The organism is Paraflavitalea pollutisoli, from assembly GCF_029360705.1.
GTDB lineage: Bacteria > Bacteroidota > Bacteroidia > Chitinophagales > Chitinophagaceae > Paraflavitalea > Paraflavitalea pollutisoli.
This window is the reverse complement of the sequence record NZ_JARKMX010000008.1, coordinates 730,951-750,313: the sequence shown is the minus strand read 5'-3', so window position 1 is coordinate 750,313 and position 19,363 is coordinate 730,951. Positions and strand designations below refer to the sequence as shown.

9 protein-coding genes are annotated in these 19,363 nt (G+C 53.6%); all 9 read left to right on the top strand.

The annotated features are described in order from the left end of the window. Positions 1-3 precede the first annotated feature (3 nt). Positions 4-1,590 carry a solute:sodium symporter family transporter gene (locus P2W70_RS17095; protein WP_276482713.1) on the top strand — a complete coding sequence of 529 codons (1,587 nt, stop codon included), beginning with the start codon at positions 4-6 and terminating at the stop codon, positions 1,588-1,590. Positions 1,591-1,625: 35 nt separating this feature from the next. Continuing rightward, complete coding sequence (locus P2W70_RS17090; RefSeq protein WP_276482712.1) at positions 1,626-3,680, top strand: alpha-galactosidase; 2,055 nt, start codon at positions 1,626-1,628, stop codon at positions 3,678-3,680. Positions 3,681-4,051: 371 nt separating this feature from the next. Continuing rightward, positions 4,052-7,258, top strand: coding sequence for a SusC/RagA family TonB-linked outer membrane protein (locus P2W70_RS17085; protein ID WP_276482711.1), 3,207 nt, complete (start codon positions 4,052-4,054; stop codon positions 7,256-7,258). A 78-nt stretch (positions 7,259-7,336) separates the two neighbouring features. Beyond that, positions 7,337-9,268, top strand: coding sequence for a RagB/SusD family nutrient uptake outer membrane protein (locus tag P2W70_RS17080; protein WP_276482710.1), 1,932 nt, complete (start codon positions 7,337-7,339; stop codon positions 9,266-9,268). A 30-nt stretch (positions 9,269-9,298) separates the two neighbouring features. Further along, on the top strand, positions 9,299-10,483 hold the full coding sequence (locus P2W70_RS17075; protein ID WP_276482709.1) for a DUF5000 domain-containing lipoprotein: 1,185 nt from the start codon (positions 9,299-9,301) through the stop codon (positions 10,481-10,483). An 85-nt stretch (positions 10,484-10,568) separates the two neighbouring features. Next, a complete protein-coding gene (locus P2W70_RS17070; protein ID WP_276482708.1) occupies positions 10,569-11,774 on the top strand; it encodes a DUF4998 domain-containing protein in 1,206 nt (401 codons plus the stop codon). Positions 11,775-11,812: 38 nt separating this feature from the next. Further along, positions 11,813-14,200 (top strand): glycoside hydrolase family 95 protein, encoded by a 2,388-nt coding sequence (locus P2W70_RS17065; protein ID WP_276482707.1) that lies wholly within the window; start codon positions 11,813-11,815, stop codon positions 14,198-14,200. A 43-nt stretch (positions 14,201-14,243) separates the two neighbouring features. Next, entirely contained in the window at positions 14,244-16,436 is a 2,193-nt protein-coding gene (locus P2W70_RS17060) for an alpha-galactosidase (protein WP_276482706.1), read from the top strand. A 329-nt stretch (positions 16,437-16,765) separates the two neighbouring features. Next, positions 16,766-19,336, top strand: coding sequence for a rifamycin-inactivating phosphotransferase (rph, locus tag P2W70_RS17055; protein ID WP_276482705.1), 2,571 nt, complete (start codon positions 16,766-16,768; stop codon positions 19,334-19,336). The last annotated feature ends 27 nt before the right edge of the window (positions 19,337-19,363 follow it).

Below are 19,363 nucleotides of genomic sequence, written 5' to 3'. Positions count from 1 at the left end.
GTCATGAACTTTACAGGCTTACTCTGTTTTCTGCTATTCCTGGCCCTGGTAGCGGTCATCTCTTTCTCCCGGGCGAGGAAGATACGGCTCAATACCACGGCCGCCTACTTTATGGGCAACCGCACGCTGGGCTTCTGGATGGTGGGTTTCTCATTGTTCCTTACCAACCTGAGCTGCAACCAGTTTGTGGGCGAGAATGAATTTGTTTACGTCAATGATATGACGGTGATGGCCTGGGGCATGAGCTCTATCCTGGCCATGCTGGTGGTGGCTGAGTTCTTCCTGCCCATCTACCTGCGTATGGGCGCAGTCACCACGCCCGACTACCTCGAGCACCGGTTTGGCCCACGGCTGAAGAAGATCGTATCCCTCATCTTCCTGGTTAGTTATCTCGTAACGCTCATCCCTACGATACTATATGGCAGTGCTGTAGCACTCAATGGCATCTTTCATATCGATGAAGCGTTGGGCATCAGCTATTTCTCCGCCATCTGGTTATTGATTGTGATGGTGGGTGTGATCGGTTGCTGCTATACCGTATTGGGCGGTTTCAAAGCCATCACCGTATCTGACCTGGTGCAGGGTGCGGGGTTGCTGATTGGCGGCATTGCGTTGTTGTATTTTGCCCTGCGCTATCTGGGCGATGGCAGTGCGGCGCACGGCGTGCACACCTTGCTGGGGTCGAAGAAAGAACACCTCAATGCGATTGGCGGGGCAAAAGATCCCATTCCGTTCAGCACCCTGTTTACCGGCATGTTCCTCATCAACCTGTATTACTGGGGTATGGAGCAATACATCATGCAGCAGGCACTGGCGGCTAAAAGTTTGTCGCAGGGGCAAAAGGGGCTATCGCTGGCCTGCCTGAGTAAACTGATCTCGCCTTTGCTACTCAACGTACCAGGATTGATCGCCGTGCACCTGTATCCTTCCATGACAAATACAGCAGCGGTGTTTCCACGCCTGGTGGGCGATGTGCTGCCACCGGTGATGACAGGTTTTATGGCCGCCATCATATTTGGCGCGGCCATCAGCACCTTTAATGCTGGGCTCAACAGTTCGGGAACCCTCTTCATTATGAACTTGTACAAACCGTGGAACCGGCATGCCAACGACCGGCAACTGGTAAAGGCGGGGCGTATTTTTCAATTGAGCATTACGGCTACTGCCATGTGCTTTTCGCCGTTCATTCTATACTTCGATGGCGGGTTTTATCACTATATTCAGAAGATCTCCAGTTTCTTCAGTGTGCCGGTGTTTACGGTGATGATCGTTGGTTTTCTGACGAAGAAAGTATCGGAGCGGGCAGCCCTGATCGGTCTGTGCTTTTTTATAGTAACCTATATGCTGAGCCAGTTTGTGCTGGAAGTGCCGTTGCATTACCTGCATGTGGTGGCGATACTTTTTGTGGCCACAGTAGGGCTGATACTGGCTGTGAACCGTTGGATGCCCCGGGCACAACCGTACGAGCCGCGCAACCTGGCCGTGGTGGACCTGCAGCCCTGGCGGCAACGCTATCTCTATTTCTTCCTGCTGATCGCGGGTATGGCCGGCGCTTTCCTGTTGTTCTCCAAGGCGGGACTGGCCAAATAAACAAACCCGTCATCCACGCTATAAAACCGTAAACCATGAAGCGTCATCGTATCGACTATTTTCTATTGGTCTGTCTGCTGCTCGCCAGCCAGACGGCCTGCATAGCGCAACCCAGGGCAGCTGCAAAGGCAAAACGGGTAAAGGACAGGGTTGTAATACCGTTACCCCAAGGAGGCAGCATCGAATATGATCTACGACTGGGGGCTTTTAATGTAAACCAACGGCAGTTGGGACTGATCAATGTATACAGTGCCTATGGTGACCGCGATACGATAAAGACCATTCAGGAGGGAAAACATTTGTATAGTAGTGTGGACTTTGCAGACAATATCGGCCGGGGTACTGTGCATAAGTTTGACTGGCATGCACAAAACCTACATCTCCAGCAGCTATTCTATGTATACGACAATAAGCCTTTTTTTCTTGCCCAATTGAAAGTGCGTGGCGAGCAGGTGGCTGCGCGGTATATATCGCCGCTGACGGTGGGAGTTATCGAAGAGTCACCAGAGGAAAGCGACTTGTATCAATTGAATGTTCCCTTTGATAACGACATGTGGGTGCGGTTCGCTGCAAGGCCGGTAGATGGCTCCGCATTTACAAGCAGTGAAGTGACCGCGTTGTACAACAACGAATCCCGTCGTGGGGTGGTCATCGGGTCGGTAGAGCACGGCATCTGGAAAACAGGGATCGCCGTCAATAAGGACAAGCCGCTGACTGTTTACGGCGGTTTTGCGGATACCACCCTCACCCACGATAAAATAGCACACGGCAAGGTGTCTGTCAACGATACCTTATGCGCCTCTCCCAGAATATTTGTCGGTTACTATGAAGATTGGCGTGACGGGATGGAGGAATACGCCGCCGTCAACAGAAAACTGGAACCACCGGTGATCACCACCTGGAACAAGGCCACGCCGATGGGCTGGAACAGCTGGGGCGTGATGCAGACCAAACTAACACTTGACAAAGCAAAAGCAGTCGTCGACTTTTTCGCGGATTCGCTCAAAGGTTTTCGCAATGCTGATAATACCCTGTACATCGACCTGGATTCTTATTGGGACAATCTTGTAAAGGGCGGGTTGAAAGGCGATGTCAGTCAGCTGAAAGCCTTTGCCGATTATTGTAAGCAACATGGATTTGTACCGGGTATTTACTGGGCACCTTTTGCCGATTGGGGTAAACATGGGCGCACGATGGAAGGCAGTCAGGAACGGTATGAAAATGCCTGGATACTGCAACACGGGAAACCGGTAGACCTCGATGGGGCCTATGCGCTCGATCCCACCCATCCCGGCACCAAAGCCAGGATACTGTTGCACCTCAACACCTTCAAGGAACTGGGTTTTCAAATGATCAAGGTCGACTTCCTGGGTCATGCTGCGCTGGAAAGCGAGCGGTTTTATGACCCGGCCGTTACCACCGGCATGCAGGCCTATGCGCAGGGGATGCGGTTCGTAGACAGTGTGCTCGACAACAAGATGCTGATCTATGCAGCCATATCACCAACGATGGCGACCGGCCGTTATGTACACATGCGCCGCATAGCCTGTGATGCCTTCAGTGCGATCGACAATACCGAGTATACACTCAACAGCACCGGGTATGGCTGGTGGCAGGGCCAGCTCTATGATTATGTCGATGCCGATCATGTGGTGTTTGGCAATGAGCCCTGGAATGTGAACCGGGCCAGACTGGCTTCGGCCCTGGTGACCGGTACACTCATCACCGGCGATGATTTCTCGGTGCCCGGCGAATGGCGCCGTACTGCCCAGGTGTACCTGCCGGTCAGGATACGGAACGAAGTGATGGCGGATGGTAAACCCTTCCGCCCATACGATACTAATACCGGCCATATAGCGCCTACCATTTTTAGCAAGCGTGCCGTCGATAAACTCTACCTCGCCGTATTCAATTATGGAAAGGACTCAACTTCCCATACCATTGACCTGGGTAGCCTGGGACTGGCGCCGAACAAAGATTACCCGTACTTCGATCTGTATACCGGTGCAGGCGGCGCCGTGCGCGAACGCATGACGGTGCAGGTACCGCCGGCCGATGTAAAGCTCTATCAACTCGTTATTGCGCAATAGCAACAGATTGCCTGCACCATGAACCAGAGAACAAAGCAGTACTCTGGTTCATGGTATCTCTCCAGGCATTGGCCCTGTCTTCTCTGATCAAATTATCATTTCTTGGAAAATTGATTTTCTTTACGTGCGTTGAAGCCTATTTGCCTTGCGGCCATGTGTTTGTATTCCTCCGGTGCCTCGTTGCCTATATGCCTCGTTGCCTTAGTATTCCCTCCAATTGTTAACGGACCTTAAACGCCCCGCTTTTTTTGCCGAAAAGTTTTGGCCGGTAAAAAATAAAACTATATTTGTGGTAGTATAGTATAGGATAGTACAGATGATCAGCGTCCGATCTCCCGTACATCATTCGATCAACTAACATTGCTTAATTTATGATTACAAGACCTGCTTGCCGTGTGAGGAGCCCCCGCGCCCGTTCGCGCTATTCCCGCATCGCCCTCCCGGCATTTTTCACCTTATTTTCCCTGCTCTCCGCTGTCCTCACCCAGGCCCAGGATCTATCGGGTACGGTGGTCGACAGTGCCAGTCTTCAACCCTTACAAGGTGTGTCGGTGGTGATCAAAGGCACCAAACAAGGTACCAGTACCGACGCCAAAGGGTATTTCTCGCTCGACATTACCGCCAACCAGGCCATGCTCGAGATCTCTTTTGTTGGCTATGCCAATAAAGAGGTGCTCGCCCGTAAAGGGCAACCCGTACGGGTGCAATTGTCGCTGGCGGCCGATACCACCGGCGACGTGATCGTGGTGGCCTACGGCCGGCAGAAAAAACAAAGTATGGTGGCTTCCATCACCTCCATCAACCCCAAAGAATTGCGTGGACCTACCAGCAACCTCACCAGTATGCTGGCCGGCCGTATTTCGGGGGTCATCGCCTACCAACAGAGTGGCGAACCAGGGGCCGACAACGCCGCTTTCTTTATTCGTGGGGTGGGTACTTTCGGCGCCGGTAAACGCGATCCGCTCATCCTCATCGACCAGATGGAATCGAGCAATACCGACCTGGCCCGCCTGCAGCCCGATGACATCACCGGCTTTTCAGTATTGAAAGATGCGGCGGCCGCCTCGCTCTATGGCGCCCGCGGTGCCAATGGGGTGATCCTGGTGACCACTAAACTGGGACAGGAAGGCAGAGCCCGTTTTAGTGTACGCCTGGAAGCACCGGTGTCCACCAATACCCGCAACTTCAAGTTTGCCGATAATATCACCTATATGAAGTTGGCCAACGAGGCCGTCTTGACCCGCGAACCGCTGGGTGTATTGCCTTATTCACAAAACAAGATCGACCACACGGCCGCCGGCGACGATCCGCTCCAGTACCCCAACAACAACTGGATCGACATGCTGATCAAAGACCGCACGGTAAACCAGAAAGCCAATATCAACGTGAGTGGCGGTGGTAAAACTGCCCAGTATTATATAGCCGGCACCTGGAATGTGGACAATGGTATTCTCAACACCATTCCGGGCAAGGGTTTCAACAGCAACATCAAACTGAACAATTACAGCGTACGCTCCAACGTCACGATCAATATTACACCCACCACCAAGGCCATCGTACGTACATCGGGTCAATTCGATGATTACAATGGTCCCGTTGGTTACCGCGACGAATGGGGCAACTGGGTGAATGGTGGTCGCGCCGTATTCAACAGCGCCATCTGGAGCAACCCGGTGATGTTCCCGGCCTATTATCCGGCCAGCTACGCACCGTACGCACAACACGTATTGTTTGGCAATGCCTTTATCGGCAATACCACTTCGCTGTACAGCAATCCTTTCGCCAATATGGTGAGCGGTTTCCAGCAGTACAATACCTCGTTGCTCAATGCGCAGATCGAATTGAACCAGCAGTTCAACTTCATCACGCCAGGCCTGTCGGCCAACCTGATGGCGTTCACGCAACGTTATTCCTTCTTCGATGTTAGCCGTCGCTACAATCCGTTCTACTATACCTTGCTGCCCGATCCGAATGGCAAGCTCACCGTACTCACGCCGCTCAACAAAGGGCAGGGGACCGAGTACCTGAACTATTCGCCCGGCGACAAGGTGCTCAATACCGTCACCCAGGCACAGTTATCGCTCAACTATAGCCGTACCTTCAAAGATAAACATGCCGTATCGGGTATGCTGATCGGACTGATCCGCAATTTCCTCAATGCCAATGCCGGCGACCTGCAGCGTTCACTGCCGCAGCGGAACCTCGGCCTCAGCGGTCGCTTTACCTATGGTTTCGACAGCCGCTACCTGCTGGAAGCCAATTTCGGGTACAATGGTTCGGAGCGCTTTGCGGCTAACAATCGCTTCGGCTTCTTCCCCTCCGCAGGCCTGGGCTGGATCGTATCCAATGAACCCTTCTTCGAGAAAGCGAAAGATGTGGTATCGAACCTGAAGTTCCGCGCTACCTATGGTTTGGTGGGTAACGACCAGATCGGTAATGTGAATGACCGCTTTTTCTACCTCTCCAATGTGAACCCCAACAACTATGACCGTGGTTTCCATTGGGGCAGCAGCCAGAACTACTGGCTACCCGGTTACACCGTCAACCGCTACGCCAACCCCGATATTACCTGGGAAAAAGATGTGATGACCAACTACGGTATGGACCTGTCTTTTGCCAATGGGATCAATGTGACCGTCGATGCCTTTCATGCCACGCGGTCCAATATTTTGATGGACCGCAGCACCATCCCTACCACGATGGGCCTCGAAGCGGGTGTGCGGGCCAATATGGGCAAGGCATCGCGCAAGGGCGTAGATGTAGCCATCGACTACAACAAGACTTTCAACAAGCACCTCTGGATGCAGCTGCGTGGTAACATGACCTATGCTACCAGCAAACTGCTCATCAATGAAGAGCCAAATTACCCCACCGATCTCAAATACCTGTCGCGGGTAGGCCAGTCGCTCAACCAAGTGTATGGCTTGCTGGCGGAGCGACTTTTCGTCGATGATATCGAAGCGCGCAATTCACCGACCCAAAGTTTTGGTGGCAACCCGCCCATGGGTGGTGATATCAAGTACCGCGACATCAATGGCGACGGACAGATCACCGGCCTCGACATCGTGCCGCTGGGCCATCCCGACAATCCTGAGATCACGTATGGTTTCGGCTTCTCGGTGGGCTACCGCAACTTCGATTTCAGTGCCTTCTTCCAGGGTAATGCAAGAGTATCCTTCTTCATCAATCCTTACAATATTTCTCCCTTTGTGCTGAATGGCGGTTCACAGAATGGCTTGCTGGCCGCGATCTCAGAAAGTCATTGGTCGGAAGAGAACCAGGACCTGCATGCCTTCTGGCCCCGACTCGATGCGCGCTTCAACAACAATAACTCGCAAACCTCCAACTGGTGGTTGCGCAATGGAGCCTTCATGCGGTTGAAAACGGCGGAAGTGGGCTATACCGTACCCGGTAAGATCCTGAAACGCGCCGGCTTCTCCAATTTCAGGGTGTATGCCAACGGGCAAAACCTCTTCGCCGTGAGTGCGTTCAAACTCTGGGATCCGGAGATGGGCGGCAACGGCTTGGGTTATCCGGTACAGGCCGTGTATAATTTCGGCATCAATCTCGGTTTTTAATACAAGGCACAAAGGCAACGAGGCATAAAGGCACCGAGTTGGAAAGGCAAGAGATACCTGAACTTTTAAAGTAAAACAATGAACAAAAGATATTATATACCCGCGCTGTTGATGATGCTGACGGCAACAGCCTGCAAAAAGAACTTCCTCGATGTGGTGCCAGATAACGTCGCCACCCTCGACAACGCTTTCACCATGCGGTCGGAAGCGGAGAAATACCTGGCTACCTGTTATTCTTACCTGCCCAATGATGGCGACCCGGTAGGCAATGTCGCTTACCTGGCGGGTGACGAATTCTGGTTGGCTTATCCGCCCGCCAGTATCACGGCCACGAACTGGAATATTGCCCGTGGCAACCAGAACGTGGTACGTCCCTATGGCAATATCTGGGATGGCGATGGGGTAGAGCAGAACGTGCGGTACGACAATATGTTTACCGGCATCCGTACCTGCAACACCTTCCTGGAGAATGTGGGCGACGTGAAAAAGATCCCCGACCTCACCAGCGATGAACGTGCCCGCTGGCTGGGCGAGATCAAGTTTCTCAAAGCGTACTATCATTTCCTGCTGCTGCGCCAGTATGGTCCTATTCCCATCATGGATAAGAGCATCCCGGTAAATGCGCCGCTCACGGAAACCAAGGTGCGCCGCCAGCCTGTCGACTCGGTGGTGAATTATATCTCCAACCTGCTCGATGACGCTACGGCCGACCTGCCGGTAGCCCTGCTGACACCCTCTACGGAACTGGGTCGCATTACCAAGGCCATCGCCCTCAGCATAAAAGCCAAGGTACTCGTACTGGGAGCCAGTCCGCTGTTCAACGGCAACCAGGACTACATCACGTTCAAAGACAAGCAAGGCACCCAACTGATCAATACCACTTATAGCATAGAGAAATGGCAACGTGCAGCTGCCGCCGGCGCCGCCGCCATCAAGGCCTGTGAGGACGCGGGTATCTATCTGTATAAATTCATCAACACAACCGGCTTCAACCTGACGCCGCAGACTGTTACCCAGATGAGCATCCGCAACGCGGTGTGCGAAAAATGGAACCAGGAATGGATCTGGGCCAATGCAGAATCTTCCACCTGGCAATTGCAGTACTCGTCGATGGCCCATATCGACCCCAACAACAGTGGCAACTCCAGCATCTATGGTACCCTGGGGCCAACGATGGCCGTGGTGCGCCAGTTCTATACCAAAAACGGCGTTCCCATTACGGAAGATAAAACGCTCGACTACTCCAATGCCAACGCGCTGCGTACGGCTGTCAACAGCGAGCGCATCGACTTTGTGGAAGGCTACCAGACCGCCCGCATCAACTACGACCGCGAGCCCCGCTTTTATGCCGACCTGGGTTTTGATGGCGGCCGCTGGTACATGCAGAACAGTCCGAGCCGTACCGACGAGAACACCTGGAGTGCACAATTGCGCCTTGGTCAGTTTGGCGCTGGCGTTGCGGTGACGATCACTACTTACTATCCCAAGAAAATGGTGAACTGGAAGTTTGCCTACCAAAGCAACAACAGCAGCAATATCGAAGATTATCCGCTGCCTACCATGCGCCTGGCCGACCTGTACCTCTTGTACGCGGAAGCGCAGAATGAGGCCAGCGGTCCCTCTGAAGAGGTCTACAAATACCTCAACCTGATCCGCGAGCGTGCCGGACTGCCCACCATCCAAAACAGCTGGACCAATTACTCTTCCAATCCCGGTGCATTCCTGTCGAAAGAAGGCTTGCGCACCATCATCCGGAACGAGCGCAACATCGAACTGTCGTTTGAGGGGCATCGCTTCTGGGATCTGCGTCGCTGGAAACTGGCTGGCACCCTGCTCAATGGCAATATTACCGGTTGGGACCGCAGCGGCACTGCCGACCGGCCCGACCTGTTCTATACACCTACTACTTATTTCAACATGAAGTTTGTGGTACCGCGCGATTACCTGTGGCCGATCAGGGAATCGAACCTAACGGTAAACGAAAACCTGGTACAAAATCCCGGCTGGTAAACCCATTTAACGCATTGCAAACTGATTGATATGAAGAAGCAATTACTGATCATGGCAACCCTCTCCGTTCTCCTGGGCGTTGGTGGGTGCACCAAAGAAGAAGCTAACGGCATCAAGGAAAACAATCCCAATCCGCCGGGCATGGTATCGAATGTAAAAGTGACCAATGACAACGGCGCCGCCGTTATCTCCTATACTTTGCCCGGAGACGGGGACCTATTGTACATCAAAGCGCTGTATACGCTGGCCAACGGAACCAAACGGGAAGTGAAGGCTTCTACCTATACCAACCAACTGACGGTGGATGGTTTCTCCGATACGCTGAAACATACGGTGCAATTGGTGGCCGTCAACAAAAGCGAAGTGGCCTCAGCTCCTGTGGAAGTGACGGTGGAGCCGCTGGTATCGCCGATACAACTGGTTTACCGCCATCTGCAGGTAACTGCCACGGCGGGTGGTATCCGCATCAAATCACTCAACGAGCACCGCGGCAATGTCGTGATCGTGCCGCTGATGGACTCGCTGAAAAGAGGGGAGTATATCAGCCTGGACAATATCTACACCAGCGATTCGGTCATCGCCACCAGCATCCGCGGCCTTACGCCGGTAGAGAAGCGCTTTGCGTTCTTCGTGCGTGACCGCTGGCTCAATACGACCGATACGATGTACGTAAACCTGACACCAGCCCGGGAAGTATTGTTGCCCAAATCGGGCTTTACTTCTTTCGTGAGCGACAATGACACCAAGATGTCGTTCAATACCACGGTAGAGATGATGTGGAGCGGCCTGTTCAACAACGAATGGCCTTGTACCTATACGGATGAAAGTTCGGGTGTACCTACCACGCTCACCTTTGGTATCGGCCCGGTGCCGGTGAAGCTGACGCGCTTTAACCTGCTCACACGCCGCGAAGGCAGCCTGTATTATGCAAAGGGTGCCCCCCGTCGGTTTGAAGTGTATGGATCAAACGAACCTACGCGTGATGGCGACTGGAGCAAGTGGACCAAGATCCAAACCTTCGAAGTGGTAAAACCATCGGGCTTGCCACTCGGTCAGGAAACCAGTGCCGATGCGGCAGCGGGTGCAGCGGGTTTCACCTTCGACTTCAACGAAGACACGCCCAAGTACCGCTACCTGCGTATCAGGTGCCTGCAAAACTGGATCGGTTCTTATTTCATCGTGATCCAGAATATCAATGTGTGGGCGACGGAATAAAGGCAACGAGGGGTAAAAACAATAGACGAGCGGGAAAAAGTGGGGCAGTAGCCCAGCATCATTTAATCAAGCAAAAAAGAAGTTCATGAAACGATATATTGCCCATATAAGTTACTGTGCGGCCGCCGCCGCCCTGCTGGGGATCGGTGCCTGCAACAAAATGGACGAATACAAAGAATTTGCGAACGGGGGAGAGGTAGTCTATCCCTCCACCTTCGATTCGCTGAAAGTGATCGCCGGCAATGGCCGTGCGTTGATCACCGGCACGCTTAAGGGAGATCCCCGCGTTGCCAAATACCGGGTGTTCTGGAACAGTGGCCGCGACTCGCTTGAAGCCAATTTCAGCCGCAGTGGCAATGTCGACACGTTGAAACAGGTTGTTTCCAACCTGCCCGAAGGTCCTATCACCTTTACCCTGCGTACTTACGATGCGAAGGGCAACCGGTCGATCCCGATGATCGTGACTGGCAACGTGTATGGACAGAGCTTTCAGAGCTCCGTTGATCAACGGGGCAACCGGGTGGTGCTGAGCACAGGATTCAACCAGGACGGGTCGGCAACGATCCGCTGGGCCAATGTGGATGCTTACGTAGGTGTACTGGCCATGCAGGTACATTATGTAGACGCGCAAAAGAGAACACGCGACACCATCGTGCCGGTACAACTGGTAGACCAGGAGACCACCATCCCCAATATGGGCATTCAGCAAAAGATCAGTTACAATACCCTGTACCTGCCCGAAAAAGCAGGCATCGATACCTTCAAAGTTACCAGTAAGGAACTGGGCGCCTTCACCGAGGTGAAGTTGCTCAATAGTATAACGCCCATTGCCAACGCCTCCAATGACGGCAGCCGCTGGGCTACCATCCGCGACTGGACGGTCAACGATGCGGCCAAGAACCACAACAACCAGGGTGGAACCAGCATTGGTAATGACGCCAAGATCTATTTCGAAGCAGGCTGGGGGGCACGTTCCATCGAGAATGGCAAGATGTACCAGGTGGTGACCCTGCCGCCCGGCAAGTATAAATTTGAAGGCTCGGTAGACTGGTGGCATCGGAGTAGCCGCAATGATGTGTACCTGATGGCAGTGCCCGGCACCGGTGGATTGCCCAACGTAGACAATCTTGGTGCGGCCCTATCGTACGGCAAACTGGAAGGCGGCTGGTGGTGGGACACCACCTTCGAACTCACGCAGCAAACCACCTTGTCGCTGGGTATGTTGCTGTGGATGAGTGACCAGGGTGAAGCTACGCGGTTGAACAGCCTGCGCTTGTACATCGTCAACTAATGAACCCGATTCGTACCCTTTATTTTATCTATTTGAACATGCGGAAGAACAGGATATACCGGATTGCAGCGTGGGTGTTGTTTACGACGGCGATCTGTTTACCGGGCGCACTGCTTGCACAGCAGGCCGCCCCGGCGAAGAGTGGTACCGTACCTACGCAACCCATGCGGTTATGGTACAACAAACCAGCCAGCCAGTGGGAGGAGACCTTGCCCCTGGGCAATGGCCGGCTGGGCATGATGCCCGATGGCGGCATTGCGCGCGAGTCCATCGTGCTGAATGATATTACCCTTTGGTCGGGCGCGCCGCAAGATGCCAACAACTACGAGGCCTACAAGAAGTTGCCTCAAATACAGCAGCTGTTGCTGGAAGGCAAGAATGACCAGGCGCAAGCCCTGATCGATAGGGATTTTATCTGTACCGGTAAGGGTTCCGGCGCCGAACCTTTTGGCTGCTTTCAAACCCTGGGCAAGCTGGATATCACCTATCACTATGCTACGCAGGAACCGCTTACAGAAGCCAGACCCTATATCCGTTCCCTGTTGCTGAACAATGCCAGTGCAACAACGACATTCAAGCTGGACGGCGTGCAATATCAGCGGGAATATTTTACGAGTTTTAGTGATGATGTTGGCATTGTCCGCATCACCGCCGACAAACGCAAGTCCATCAACCTGTCTATCGGTATCAGCCGCGAAGAGCGGGGAACTGTCACGACTGTAGGTAATACGCTGGAGATGTATGGTCAACTGGAGAATGGCACCGATGGCAAAGGGATGGAATACCTGGCTGTTGTGGGCGTGCGCAACAAAGGCGGTCGCCTGCTTACGGGGTCTGGTCAGCTGGTAGTAGACAGCGCGGATGAAGTAGTGATCTACTTCTCCAATAAAACAAGCTTTAAAGACAAGGCGTTTCGCCAACAGGCGCGGACTTTGTTGACCAAAGCGATGCAGGGCAACTACCTCGACCAGCGTACCCGGCATGGTAACCAATACCGCCGGTTGTTTGGCCGTACGGCCATCTACCTGGGGCCTGGTGACCACGACGAATTGCCGACCGACCAGCGCCTGGAGCAATTTTACAACGCCGCTGTTCCGGATAACCACCTCACGGTATTGTTTTACCAGTTCAGCCGGTATCTCTCCATCAGCAGTACCCGGGTGGGTTTATTGCCGCCTAACTTACAAGGTCTTTGGGCACACCAGATCCGCACACCCTGGAATGGCGATTACCACCTCGATGTGAATGTGCAGATGAACCATTGGGGCGTAGAGCCGGGCAATCTGTCGGAATTGAACCTGCCGTTGGCCGACCTGGTGGGTAACCTGTTACCGCATGGTGAACGTACCGCCAAGGCCTACTATAATGCGGAAGGCTGGATTGCCCATGTGATCACCAACCCCTGGATGTTTACCGAGCCTGGCGAAAGTGCCTCGTGGGGTGTGAGCAAATCCGGCTCTGGCTGGTTGTGTAACAATCTCTGGGATCATTATGTATACAGCAACGATAAGAACTACCTGAAGAAGATATATCCCGTATTGAAAGGATCGGCGCAGTTTTACAAAGCCATCCTCATTAAAGAGCCTAAGACAGGCTGGCTGGTGACCTCGCCCTCCTCTTCGCCCGAGAACTCGTTTTTCATGCCCGATGGCAGTGGCAAACATGTGAGCATTACGATGGGGGCCACCATCGATAACCAGATCATCCGGGAGTTGTTTACCAATGTGATCCACGCGTCGAAGACACTGGGTATCGACGCATCCTTCCGGCAGCAGCTGGAGGCTACGTTATCGCAAATCCCTCCCGCTGGTGTGGTGGCGCCTGATGGCCGATTGATGGAGTGGCTGGAGAATTACCAGGAAACCGATAAGGAACACCGTCATATATCGCATTTGTATGGCCTATATCCTGCCAACCTGATCACGCCATCGCACACACCCGAGCTGGCGGAAGCCTGCCGTAAATCGCTCAATGTACGCGGTGATGATGGTCCCAGTTGGGCCATTGCCTACAAGCAATTGTTTTGGGCGAGGCTACATGATGGCAACCGGGCTTATAAATTGTTTCGGGAGATCATGAAGCCCACGCGCAAAACGGATATCAACTACGGCGCCGGTGGGGGTGTATATCCCAACCTGCTCTCAGCGGGACCGCCCTTCCAGATCGATGGCAACTTCGGCGCCGGGGCAGGTATTGCCGAAATGCTATTGCAAAGCCATGAAGGGTTTATCAACCTGTTGCCGGCGATACCCGATGCCTGGAAGCCGACCGGTGCCGTGAAAGGCATGAAGGCCCGTGGCAATATCACGGTGAGCTTTGCCTGGAAAAACGGCCAGGTGACGCGTTATCAGTTGACATCGCCGCAGACACAAACCGTGCAACTCAAGCTCAACGGCAAACTGATCACTGCCACCACGACTAAATAGCAAGATCATCCATTCAATCATCACACAACGGAAAACACGTACCATGAAACGTATTTGTGCAGCCAGCTGGCTGATCAGTGCAGCGCTCCTCTGGCAAGTGCCGGCAACGGCGCAATCGGTCACCATTCCTGTAGAGACCAGGAACAATGCCCTCGTCTTTCAAACAGATGCCAACAAAAACGTCGGCATCATTTACCTGGGCAGCAAGCTGGCCGACCAGCAGGAGTACAACCAGGTGGCGGCTGCTTATAAGCAAACGACCGACTATTCGGGTGTCGCCAACGCGCTGTATAGTACAGCGGGTACGCGTAACCTCTTCGAACCGGCACTCAGCGTAACCCACGCAGATGGCAACAACTCGCTCGACCTGCAGTATGTACGACACGAGACCAAACAGCTCGACAACAATACCTCGCTGTTGTCTATCTACCTGAAGGATCCGGTGTACCCGTTTGAGGTGACGTTGTACTGCAAGACCTGGTTCAACGAAGATGTGACCGAACAATGGAGCGAGATCCGTCATACCGAGAAAGGCAAAGTGACCTTGCACAAATATGCTTCTGCCGGACTCTACCTGCGGGCCAATAGTTTCTGGTTGCGTCAATACCACGGTGATTGGGCACGCGAAATGCAGCCCGAAGAGGCCAGGCTGACCCATGGTATTAAAACCCTCGATAGCAAATTGGGAACGCGGGCCAACCTGTTTCAGCCATCTGCCTTTATGGTGTCGCTGGATCAACCCGCTACCGAAGATGCGGGCACTGTATTGTACGGCGCCGTAGAATGGAGTGGTAACTTCCGGGTAGACCTGGAGCTCGACAACCGCGATAACCTGCGCATCATCGCCGGGGTGAACAACTACGCTTCACCTTATACCCTGGCATCCGGAGAAGTATTTACCACGCCCGCCTTTTTATCGGTTTTGTCGACGAAGGGCAAAGGGGAAGCCAGCCGCAAGCTGCATAGCTGGGCACGCAATTATAAAATCCTCGATGGCAAAGGCAACCGGCTCACGCTGCTCAATAATTGGGAAGCCACTTATTTCGACTTCAATGAAGACAAGCTGAAAGCCCTGCTGAAGGATACGAAGAAACTGGGAGTAGACCTCTTCCTGCTCGACGATGGTTGGTTTGCCAACAAGTACCCGCGCAACGATGATCATGCGGGATTGGGCGACTGGCAGGAGAACAAAAAGAAATTACCCAATGGCATTGCCACCCTGGTGCAGGAAGCGCAAGCCAATGGGGTGAAGTTTGGTATCTGGGTAGAGCCTGAAATGGTGAGCCCTAAGAGCGAACTGTATGAGCAACACCCCGACTGGGTGGTAAAGCAGCCCAACCGGCCCGAACATTATTTCCGCAACCAACTGGTGCTCGACCTCAGCAATCCGGCTGTACAGGACTTTGTGTTTGGGGTGGTCGACAACCTGTTTACGAAGAATCCCGCACTAGCTTATATCAAATGGGATTGCAATGCTATTATCTACAATGCGCATGCTGCGAAACTGGGCAATCAATCTCATTTCTACCTGCAATACGTGCAGGGCTTGTACCAGGTATTGAAACGCCTGCGGGCCAAATATCCGACCGTGCCGATGATGTTGTGCTCGGGTGGGGGAGGCCGTGTGGATTATGCCGCGCTGCAATACTTCACGGAGTTTTGGCCCAGTGACAATACCGATCCGCTGGAGCGGGTGTTCATGCAATGGGACTATTCTTATTTCTATCCTTCGGTGAGCATGTCGGCCCACGTGACGGATTGGGGCAAGCAACCCATCAAGTACCGTACGGATGTGGCGATGATGGGTAAGCTGGGCTTTGATATCGTAGTGAGCCACCTGGAAGAGAAGGACCTGCGCTTTTGCCAGGAAGCACTGAAGAACTATGAATCCCTAAAGCCGGTGATCTGGCAGGGCAACCAATACCGCCTGCAGAGTCCACACGACCATGCGGTGGCAGCCATTGCGTACCTCAATACGCAGCAAACGAGGGGCGTCGTGTTCAATTACCTGGTGAACAACCGGTATGAGGCGGGCAGTGTATTGCCGATCAAACTCAAGGGACTTGATCCGGCCAGGCGATATCGTTTGCAAGAGCTGAATGTATATCCTGGTACAAAGTCTACGATCGATAGCAGCAAAACCTATAGTGGCGAATTTCTGATGACGGTGGGATATAACCCCGATGTGAAAGCGAGTCGGGCGAGTGTGGTGCTGGAGATCATCGCCACCAACTAGGCAGGCCCGATGGTCGACCTTCAACATGGCTTTTCTGTACGGCAGTTGTTTACAATAGAAAGGCAGGGCCGGTTCCGCAAGGGGCCGGCCTCTTTTGTGGTGACATGGGCGTGTTGCATCCGCTTAAAGGGGCTATTGCGACTATTTTCACTGCCATTGAACAATACTACCCGTTGGCTGTTTTACCCAGCAAAAGGCGCAAGCCGACTCTCTGCAGAGCCGGCTTTTTTTATGGTGATCGCAGCAACATTCTCTTCCAAATTGCGGTCTGCAACCTCATCGACCCTTACCTTCAGTGCCGCGTTTACCTCATCACACAAACAATCACTATGCATCCTTTTGTTATCGACTTGCGTGCTATCAACTCATCCACGGCAGCCCTGGTAGGCGGTAAAGCAGCAAACCTGGGTAAACTTATGACGGTAGATGATTTGCTGGTGCCGGATGGCTTTTGTGTTACCACCGAAGCGTTTACTACGATGCTACGTACTGTGCCAGGCATCGATGCCTGGCTGCAGACGCTGTCGCAAGTGAAGGCGCATGACCGTGTTGCTATGATATCCGTATGCGCATCGATCCGGGCGGCCATTACGGCAACGCCTATTCCAGTCAATATCGAACGCGCGATCGGCATGCAGTTGCAGCAATATGGTGCTGATAAAACGTATGCGGTACGCTCCAGTGCCACGGCAGAGGATTTACCCACGGCTTCTTTTGCGGGCCAACAGGACAGCTACCTCCATATCACTGGCCTCTCTTCGGTGCTGGAGCATGTGCGCTTTTGCTGGGCTTCCTTGTTCACGGAGCGGGCAGTGAGTTACCGGCAGCAACAGGGATTTGATCATCGCAGCGTGCAGCTGGCGGTGATCGTTCAATACATGGTGCACCCGCAGGCAGCGGGCGTATTGTTTACGGCTGATCCGGTGTCGGGTCACCGGAAGGTATGCGCCATCGATGCCGTACGTGGATTGGGCGACGCACTGGTGAGCGGACGCGTGAATCCCGATCACTACAGGGTGCGCAATGGTGAGCTGTTGAGCCAGCAGATTGGTACGCATCAGGCGGCGGAGGCAACGAGTGTTGTGTCGTCGGAGCCGGTACTGTCGAAAGAGGAGGTATTGCCACTGGCGGCTATTGGCCGGCGTATCGAACAGTTCTTTGGCTGTCCACAGGACATCGAATGGTGCCTGGCCGATGGCCGGTTTTACATTGTACAGAGCCGCCCCATTACCAGCTTGTTTCCTATTCCTGCGGTAGAGGGTGATCAGCCGCGGGTCTATATATCGGTGGGCCACCAGCAGATGATGACAGATGCGATGAGGCCCCTGGGATTGTCTTTTTTCCTCATGATGGCGCCACCCACGATGCGTACGGCGGGTGGGCGTTTGTTTGTGGATGTTGCCCCGCTATTGCAGTCGGCGGAGAGCCGGGCGGCCGTCCTGAACTCCGTGGGCAAATCGGATCCGCTCATTAAAAGCGCGCTGGAAACCTTGATTGCGCGGGGAGACGTCATTCCCCGGGAGCCTGTGCAACCCGCAGACGCTGTACAACCGCGCGTGGCTGCTCTTTCATCCCAGCAAGCGTTTACAACGCTTGATCCTTCGGTAGTCAATCATTTAATCGGGGAGGGGCAGGCTTCCATCGCCAGCCTGCGGGTGGCGATCAAAGAACTGTCGGGGGGAGCCTTGTTGTCGTTCATTGAGGAAGACATGCAACGATTGAAATCGTATATCCAGGGACCTGCCTGTTTGCCCGCTATCATGGCTTCGATGAATGCCGCCGTGTGGATCAACGAACACATCGAAGCGTGGTTGGGTGATGTGCATGCAGCAGATCCACTGGCCCAATCGGTGCCCAACAATATCACGGCCGAAATGGGGTTGGCCCTGTTGGACGTGGCCGATGTAGTGCGACTCCATCCACCTATTATCCATTATTTACAGGAAGCACAACACGATGATTTCCTGGAAGGACTTGCTGAGATGGAAGGTGGCGCGTTGGTAAAAGCGGCAATCACTTCCTTCCTGGAGCAATATGGTATGCGTTGTCCGGGAGAGATCGATATTACCCGAACACGTTGGAAGGAGCATCCCCTGGCACTGGTGCCGCTGCTATTGGGGAATGTTCACCAGCAGACACCTGGGGCCAGCGGGCGCAGGTTTGCGGAAGGACTTACGGCAGCTTTGCAACACAAGGCTGCTTTGTTGGAACGATTGCGCGCGTTGCCAGACGGAGTACAGAAAGCAATCGACACGGAACGCATGATCGATCAACTGCGTCATTTCGCCGGTTACCGGGAGTACCCCAAGTACTTTATCGTAAACCGGTATGATTGCTATAAGCAAGCCTTGCTGCGCGAAGCGAGGACATTGGCGGAAGCGGGCATATTGCAAACGCCGGAAGATATTTACTGGCTGTATTTTGAAGAGCTGCGAGCCGTAATGACAACCAGGCAGGTCGATCGATCGTTGATCGTTGAACGCAAAACAGCCTTCCAACATTTTGAACAACTGACACCTCCCCGCGTGATGACGGGAGCGGGGGAGATCATTCAGGGATCGTATCAACACGCTACGCTGCCAGCTGGTGCCCTGCCCGGGCTGGCGGTATCGGCCGGAGTGGTGGAAGGGCGCGCACGGGTCATTACAGACCTCTCTGCAGCCGATCTGCAGGAAGGAGATATCCTGGTCACCACTTTTACCGACCCCAGCTGGACGCCCTTGTTTGTGTCTATCAAAGGACTGGTGACTGAAGTGGGCGGATTGATGACACATGGTGCCGTGATCGCACGTGAATATGGACTGCCGGCTGTGGTGGGCGTACAACTTGCCACCCGACTGATCAAAGATGGCCAACAGATCCGTGTACAGGGTACCACCGGTTTTGTAGAACTTTTGTAACGAATCCACCTATATTTTCCCGTGGCG